Origin of the sequence: Streptococcus sp. 27098_8_73, assembly GCF_041432495.1 — a bacterium.
GTDB lineage: Bacteria > Bacillota > Bacilli > Lactobacillales > Streptococcaceae > Streptococcus.
Genome location: NZ_JAPVZT010000020.1, coordinates 1 through 9,482, shown reverse-complemented (window position 1 = coordinate 9,482; position 9,482 = coordinate 1). Strand labels below are relative to the sequence as shown.

Annotated in this window: 1 protein-coding gene; it reads right to left on the bottom strand. The window is 44.4% G+C overall.

Annotation, left to right across the window (positions count from 1 at the left end; genetic code table 11):
• Positions 1–9,482 (bottom strand): Ig-like domain-containing protein (locus O3651_RS09995; protein ID WP_371610326.1); only part of this gene is annotated, 9,482 nt, incomplete at both ends.

Sequence of the window (9,482 nt, the reverse complement as noted above, 5' to 3'; positions counted from 1 at the left end):
AACAAGATTCTTAACGCCTTCAGCTGGAGTGATTTGCTCGACTGGCTTGCCAACTTCCACAATCTTATCAACTGGGGCTTTAGAAACGAAGCTGTCACGAGTGGTGCGACCAGTTTCCTTGCCATTCTCAATCGTCACTTCCACAAGTGTGGTCTTTTCACCGGTCTTGCCTTCTTGGACAACTTTTCGGGTGCCCTTAGGTAATTGAGCACTTTCACGTTCGACGGTATTAAACGGTAGAACTTCTGTTACGATATCAAGTCGTGGCTGTTCGACAACAAGATTCTTAAGACCTTGATCTGGTGTTACTTGCTCAACTGGCTTGCCAATTTCCACAATCTTATCGACTGGGGATTTAGAAACGAAGCTGTCGCGAGTCAAACGGCTGGTTTCCTGACCATTTTCGATGGTCACTTCAACGAGCGTAGTCTTTTCACCGTCCTTGCCTTCTTGGACAACTTTTCGTGTACCTTTAGGCAATTGTGCATTTTCACGCTCAACGGTGTTGAACGGTAGAGCCTCAGTGACGATATCCAAGCGTGGCTGTTCGACAACTGGGATCTTAACTCCTTCGTCTGGAGTCGTCTTGTGAACTGGCGGTGTAGTATCCGCTGCTTTCTTCACTAGCTGGATCCGGTATTCCTTAGTCGTTTGACCGTCTTCCGTCACCACACGAACAAGGCTTGGAAGCTCATCGCTATCAGACTGAACAACTGTTACAGTTGCTTTGTTTGTAGCAGTAGCTTCAATCCTTGGTCTTGTGCCCTGATACTCCAGACGGTAATCTGTCTTATCTGCTGCAAAATCAGCCAAGGCTTGACCATTAACAGTGATGTTCGTTACTGTAGTTGACTGAAGCGCTTCTGTTGGTGTAACGGCAGTGAACTCTACAAGTGCAACCCCGTTAGTCGTATCCTTGCGTGTCATTCGGGCACGGATAGCTTTTGTTTTAACTGGATCAAAGTTGAAATGAATCATCTTGCCAGCTATGATTTCGCTATCTGCTGTATAGTTCAATTGCTTCCAATTATTTGCATTGTTAAATGGATGATCAGCTTGCTCAGCATAACGAGAAGCTGGATTTGGCTCAGTAAAGTCTGGACCGTCATAGTATTCTAAGACGAGACTTTGTGGTGCATCTGTTCCACTATCTCTGAAGAACTGCATACCAACTTGTTGTACTGTCTCAGCTGAAATCTGACCTTGCTTTTTGAAAAGCACACCGACAGATACTTCTTTACTTGGAGCCTGTCTTGACCAGTTAGTCCAGCGATTGCTTTCGTTGGTCGAACCATCATTTACATAGTGAACCCTATCTTGTGAAGCTTGATCTGTGTCATTAGTCGTTGAAGCAAAAGCAAGTGAATCTTGGTCGTTATGATTTTGGTTTAAAGCAGCATTGCGTCCAGTTTGTTCGCTTACCCGTACTTTAAGCTGTGCCTGCAGATCTGTTCCTGGAATCGTTCCTGTCAATGTAAAGCTACCTTTAGTTCGAAGTAGACTTTCATCAACTGGATTCCAAGTAACTGCTAAATCTTTCTTAACCCACTCAGTACCACTTGGGTAATAAACTGGTACAGTTGATGGCAACTGGAGTCTCTCTCCTACATTTACGACTGTTGATAATATTTCAGCAGCCACAGGCTTACCTATTTGCTTACTCTCTTTGACAAAGCGAATGCGGTACTCATCCACGATTTGACCATTTTCAGCCTTGATGAGTACACGGACAGGATCCTTTTCAGATGCTGCTGGAATCACTGTCGCTAACCCATTGTCACTTACTTCTGCAGTCACTTGATTGCCTGTTTCTCTCTTGACAATCTCATATTCCTTGATAGCGCTGTTAAAGCCTGGGATAGGCTGTCCATCTACCATGATCTTAGCGGTTGCACTTGTCGCCTCTTCAACACTGTTGCCCATAACAGTTAGCTCAGTCAAACCAACACCTGAGGTGTTCGCTTTCTTCTTCATACGAATACGGATAGCTGGTGTTTCTACCTTATCAAAGCGGAAGACATTTTCAGAGTTGGCACTTAGGGCCTGAGGCGCACGAAGACCAGTTACCTGTTTCCAGTTACTTGATTGATTGAATGGATGCTGCGCTTCTTTACGAACATGGTTAACATCTTTTGGTAATTCTGGAAGATCTTTGCCAGCATAGTATTCAATAACATATTCTTCTGGCAGACCAATAGAACCATCCGTGTAGAAGTCTGCTTTTAGATTATCAACAAAGCGTTTAGTCAAGTCACCTGCATCTCCAAATAAGATACCTGCATAATCTTCTTCATTTCCAGTACGCCAGTTGGTCCAACGATTCTTAGCTCCGCCTGAAGTTCTTGAAATGTGGGTATCATTTAGAGCACTAGCGCTATCATCCCCACCAGTATCAGATACAAAGGCTGCTGGAAGTTCTGACCCTGTCCATTGTTTAGAGATATTCTTATTTTGGACCGTTTGCTCAGACACTCGGATGTGAGCCTTGGTTCTCAGATTGAGTCCCACGACTGTTCCTGTAACTTCTATTTTTCCAGCTTGAGCCGTTGCATCAGATGGAACAGCCTCCCAGTTTACTTCTTTGTACTGGACACTGCCATCAGAGTGATAAGCACGGACTGTTGCCGGAAGTTTAATCTTCTCACCTTTTGGCACGGCCAATGACACTTCTTCAGCTGTCAAGAAGCCTTCAACAGTCACATGAGCTTGCGCTTCAATGTCAGTACCTGCTACTCGCCCCTTAACGGTAAAGCTATGATAGCGATCAACCTTTTCTTGGGGAATCGGCTCCCAAGTCACAGCTACCTTACGCGGCAAACCTTGATTATAAACTGCCAGTACTTCTTGAGGGAGAGTTGGCACCTTATGCAAATCTGTCGATAGCTTAATCGTCCGCAGCTCTGTAATGGTCTTTTCTTGTGTATTTTCAGCGATGCTCAAGGTTAGTTCTTGCGAAGTCAGAGTCTTATCTGCCTTTGCAAGACGAGCTGTGATACGAGCTGTTCCTTTACGATAGAGTAAGAGCTTACCATTTTCAGCTTTGATCTCCGCTCCATCTTCTGAGCTAATCGTGATGTTAACATCATTTTCTGACAGAAGCGCCCGAGTGCCATCTTCATAAACACCGTTGACTTTATACGGTATAGCTTGATCTTCGACCAGATTTTCTGTCTTTTCTACTTCTAGCTCAATACCAGTCAAGGCCGGGCTAGCTTCGACAAATTGCAGGCGATAAACTCGAGTCAGACGACCAGACTCGTCTGTCACAAAGACAGAAGTCAGCTTGTCATTGTCAGCACTAGCCTGTTGTATAGTAGCCGTTGCACCTCCTGTAGTTGTCGCTGAAACTGTCGGTACAGTTGCACCATAAGCAAGTGGAATGCGATAGTAAGTCTTGTCTGCGCTAAAGTCAGCCAGAGCCTTGCCACCAACCTGAATACCTGTCACAGCCCCTTTGGTTAAGTTCTGATTAGACGCTCGGAATCTAGCCGACACAGAAATGTCCGAGTCTGCAACTTTTCCTGTAGCTGTTGTTTCGCCATTTTCAGTCTTCAAGGCATCTGGATTTTCCAAAGTCCAAGAGCTGACTTCAGCATCTGATGTCGTACCGTCAGAAAAGACTGCTGTAACTACTTTATCTAAATCTTCTGTTGCTGTATTGACTGGCACTGTCTGGTTTTTTGGCAACCAAGTTACCAAATCCAAAACTTTCAGCATCAAGCGAGCAGTCAGGTTTGTACCTTCTACATTTCCTAAAACTTCTTTGACGCCACGCGTTTTAGTCAGGTCAGCTGGTATCTTCCAAGTCACAGTCTTATCTTCTGTACTGCCGTCATTGTAAACAGCTTTGACTGTCTGTGGAAGTTGTGCTTCGTCACCAACCATAGCTGTTGCTTTTGCTGGGAGTAAGTCAACCAATTCTTTGGCAGACTGTATTCTTTTCACTGTATAAACCGTTGAAGAATCTGAGATTAAACCTTCTGAATCAGCATAGAGGGTAAATTTTCCAGCTGTTTCTGTCGACTTAACGATGACCACACCCTTGCCATTAAAGGCCTTGCGTTTCCATGTGCCATCTGCTTGAGCCTTGTAGCGCTCACGGCTAGCCTGTTCACCATTATCTACACCGACAATTTCGCCTTGTCCATGTAGATTGAAATGCACAAGATTATTAGCTGTCGGTACGAGATTGCCATTAGCATCCACAATTTCATAATGGATATAAGTCAAATCTTTTCCATCTGCACCGATGACGTGCTCTTCTTTGACCAGACGGACATTGCTAGGTTGGTCGGCAGTTGTCACAGTATCACGCGCAATCTCTTTGCCAGACTCATCACGAGCAACCGCCACTAGAGTACCTGGCTTGTATGCAACCTTCCACTCTAGATAGAGTTGACCATTTTCACCTTCTTGATAGCTTCTGCCATCTGCTGTCTGCTTCTTGGTAAAGGTCTTTTTGCCAAGTGATTCATTGTTCAGATAGAGTTCAACGCTTGCTGCATTTGAGAAGACGCGGACAGGCACCTTGCCATCAACCAACATCTTTCTGTCTTGTAGACTCTCCTCGTCCCAATTCCAGTGTGGCAACATATGAACCATCGGCTTGTCTTGGACTGAGCGCCATTGGCTTTGGTAGAGATAGAAGTCATTCTTAGGCAGACCTGCTGTATCAATGATACCGAAGAAGGAGCTCTTAACTGGGGTACGATCCATATTGTGCCAAGGAGTCGGCTCACCAATATAGTCAATACCTGTCCAGATAAACTGACCTGCATAGCCAGCATGGTCACGGTCAAAAGTCCATGACTGGGTCGCTGTCCGACCCCATGCTACCTTGTCATTTCCGTAGTCAGACTGCTCATAACGACGACCAGCACTGTGGTCATGGTTCAAAATCCGTGATGGATCGTAGTAGGAGCCGCGAGTCCGAGTTGCAGAAGATGTTTCTGAGCCATAAATCTTCCAGTCTGGATGAGCCCTACGCACTGCTTCATAGTTATGCTCGCCATAGTTCATCCCTACGACATCCATGATTTTAGCGATTTCGATAAAGCCGCCAGAAGAACGTTGGCTAAACTTATTTTCACCCATGGTGACATAGCGTTCTGTGTCAATGGCCTTGATAACTGCCTTCAAGCGCTTAGCTGTCGCAATAGAACGCGCATCTCCATTGGCTTCTTCAACTTCATTTCCGAGAGACCACATGATGATAGATGGATTGTTCTTGTCTTTTTCGACCATCATTCTCAAGTCAAAGTCAGACCATTTCTCACCTGGTTTAGCATCTGGATGGGTTGCTTCTTGGTCAAAGAAACGGCCGTAGTCATAAGTCTTCTTACTATGATACCAAGTATCAAATGCTTCTTCCTGTACTAAGAATCCAAGCTCAGCCGCAGCATTCAATAACTGTTCGCTGGCTGGATTATGAGAAGTACGAATAGCATTGACACCCATCTCCTTAAGCAATTTCAGTTTGCGATAGATGGCCTTGGCATTTTCTTCAGAGCCCAGTGCTCCATTGTCCTGGTGAATACATACGCCGTGGAACTTCATGCGCTCGCCGTTTAGTGAGAAGCCATCTGCTGCAGTCCAGTCAAAGTAACGGTAACCAAAGGTATCTTCAGTCACATCAACCAGTTGATTGTCTTTATAGACCTTGGTCTTCATGACATAGAGCTGTGGCTTATCTGATTTGGTCGTCCACAGGGTTGGTCTGTTGACCTGAAGCGTTTGGTCAAATTGAACTTCCTGACTAGCTAAAAGTTCTTTGACAGCGGAACGGACAGCTGCTGAGACAGCCTGACCTTCTTTGGTAAAGACCTGGTGCTCAACATAAACCTGATGCGCCTTGCTATCGGTATTAACAACCTTGCTGGCAACAACTGTATCAACCGCTCCCTGCTGCTGTTCTTTTAGCTTCGGTGTGGTGATCTTATTGCCATGTTTGCTGACATGCAGCTTATCTGTCATGACTAGATGAACATCACGGTAAATACCGCTACCTGAGTACCAACGGCTGCTTGGTTGCTTATTGGTAACTTGAACAGCTATCGTATTTTCACGACCATCTTTATAGAGATAGTCAGTGATATCATAAGAGAAGTGATTATAACCATTTGGATAGTGACCGACATGCTTGCCATTGACATAGACATGCGAATCCATGTAAACACCATCAAAAGTCAGACGAACGTTCTTGTCCTTGTTTTCTTCCTCCAGTGTGAAGGTCTTACGATACCATGCCACTCCACCATTTAGCTGACCGCCCTCATTGCGAGCTGGAGACGAATGATCAAAGTCAAAGAAGATACTCCAGTCATGTGGCAGATTAAGCTTGGTCCAATCCTTCATATTGATATTTTCCTTGGATTGGTCGCCAGTCGGATTAAGTTTAAAGTACCAGTCTTTATTAAAGTTTTGCTTACGAGCCTGAAGCAAATCTTTCTCTTCTTTAGTGACTGGAGGCGTTACAATCGGCTGATCTGGTTTTTGATCAGGTGTTGAAGGTTGATCTGGCGTGGATGGTTGAGATGGACTTGGTTCCTCTGGTAGGTTTGGACGATTTTCTGGAACAAAGTTATCTGGATTATCCAAAATTTCTTTCAATTGATTAACTGCATTGAAGATTGCTTGGACATCTGGTGTTTCTTTTGCCAATTCATTTTCCAAAACAGTCTTATGTTCTACAAAGGCAGTACGGCTATTCGGGGTATCTTTCAATAATTCTGGGGTAATTTGATTGACAGTTTCTTTCAACTGCTTCATCTCTTCCACAAAGTCCTGTTTGGAAATGAGATGAGAACCAGTTCCTTTTGTCACGACCCTATCTAATTGGATTCCGATATTTCTAGCCAAGTCATTACGCTCAGGATCCAGCTCCATGGTCAGAACGTGAACATCGTCCTTCAAACCTTTAAGGGAAACCAGTGTTTGATTGCCTTTTCGTTGAGCCGCTTTACCACTAAAGTATTTCTTGCCGTTGTATTCTGTGGCATTTCCTTGACCTTCTTGATAGTCTAAGACTTTGCCATCTAGGCTGACCTTATAAATACCATGATTTGGATCCACAAAACCAGTTAGATCGATTCCTGTCCCGCTGAAAATAGCTGTCACAGAAAGTTTTTTCTTGGCATCAGCAGACAAGCCGTTATAAGAAGCCCAACTTTCTGTATTACTGAAAGTTCCCTGAGCTTTGGTCTGTCTGTGCCAATTTGAACTGTAGATAAGCTGACTGGCTTGGTCATCGTATTCTTTTTGGTTATGCGAAAGACTGTCCGCTTTCATGACACGAACTGTTGCAGATGAGTTAAAGCCAAGTAAGCTGCCTTCTGTTGGGTCAGACAACTTAACTTTAAAGTCAAAGACTTGGTCTTCTTGTTCTTTAAAGTCAATAGTCTGGAGCGTTACTGTCTTTTCGGTTTCCCCATCAGCAAAGTGCAAAATCTCTGTCTTGTCTTGGTAAACCTTGCCATGAACACCTGTTCCGGGCTCGGTCACCACACGGACATCTGCTGAACCTTTAGCACCGCCTACACGTTTGACAGTAACAGTGACAGTTTTACCTTTTTCAGCTTCATAGCTTGCTTGACTTAGCTCAAACATGCCCTTGCTTTTGTTATTCAAAGTATAAATCCCCTCAGTTGCAATGGCACGATTGCTAGCATTCACCAGCTTGATAGTATGAGTACCTTCTGCTAGGTTGCCTGTTTCATATACCGTTTGACTCCGTTTGCGCACGGTGCTCTGCGTATCAATCGTTGCCACTTTTTGACCATCTACATAGACATCCATCGGACCGTGTTGCGGGTCGACAGTAGACACGACATAGGCCTTAGTTCCTGTGAATTGATATTCAACGCTGGCATCTTTTTGGTTAGTCCACATAGAACTTCCGCGAACACCTTCATTTTCTTGATGCCAAGTCGTATTATTCTTATTTCCCTCAGTATTAGAATGATAATCCAAGCCCAAAGGATATCCATCTGTCTTTTCGATAGACTGAGGTGTTTTGTAGAGCGCAAAGTTGGTCAAAATCGGAGTCGCCTGAGCACCCGTAATAGTAACACGGATTCTTCTAGCAGTGACCGGCTGGCCTTGGATAAGACGGCGGTAGCCAACTGTACTGCCTTCGCCATAGCGAACCCAACGACCATTGACTTCTACGTCAATGTTGAAACCGGAAATCCGCTGACCTTTAGCAATATCTTCTTTCAACTCGACCACATCAAAACGCTTATTCTCTCCCAAATCAACTGTGAAAGAACCAGTCAAGGCATCATTTGATAGCGCCCAAGATGTCTTGTCATCACCATCAACCAGATGATTGACATTGTATTTGGCATTCTTCCGTGTAGAATCCGCTACCACACTGGCACCTGCTGCTAGATTAGTAGAATACATGTCTTTGAGCGTCTGATGAAATTCTTTTAATCTTGCAACATCAACATCTGCAAATCGTCCTTCTTTGTTAGGTGGAATATTGAGCAAAAGTGGTGTTCCACGACCGACAGACTTGAAGTAGATATCCATCAATTCACGCAAAGATTTTGGTTGCTGATTCTCATGATAGAACCAGCCTGAGCGAATGGACACATCCGCTTCCCCAACAGAATACATATCTCCAGTAGGGTCCCCATGATTCAGATAGTCTGTTGACGGATTAGCCAGAACTTTGTCGCGTTTGACCTTATGCCAGACTGGGTCACCTGCTGTGCCTTTTTCGTTCCCAATCCAGCGGACACTTGTTGGCTGAGCAGAGAAAATAGTGATGTCACCCTCTGCTTTTTTAATATATTCGAACCATTTATCAAAAGTATAAGTGACCTTCTGCGCTCCTTCTCCTCGAGCACCATCCATCCAGACTTCGACAAATTTTCCTTTGTTACCGTATTTAGGATTATCTAAAATCTCCTTGAGTTGATTGAGGTAGTATTCATTATACTGATCCTGAGTGGCAACCTTATAAGACGGATGATTGGCATCCCACGGAGAAAGATAGACCCCAAGATTCATGTCATATTTGGTCGCAGACTTAGAAACTTCTTCCAAGACATCGCCTTTACCATTTTTCCACGGACTGGCTGCGACAGTGTGATTTGTATGCGCAGACGGATAAAGAACAAAACCATCATGGTGCTTAGTAACCATAATCGTCCGTTTGAATCCTGCTTCTTTTAACACTCGAATCCATTGGTCTGTATCTAAATTAGTCGGATTAAAATTAGAAGGATTTTCACGACCATTTCCCCACTCAGAGTTGGTATAGGTGTTCATACCAAAGTGGATAAAGGCGGCTAATTCTTCTTTGTGGTAGTCCAATTGAGCCTTGGTTGGAAGTGGTCCATAATCAGCAATTTCTGTTTCCTTATTTTCAGTAGGACTTGCTACTTGAGCTGGCAAAGTGGGCTGGCTAGCTTCATTGCTAGCGGAAATTTTCGGCTGCGTAGGTTTCGGTTGAGTGACTCCCTCATTTGCCACTG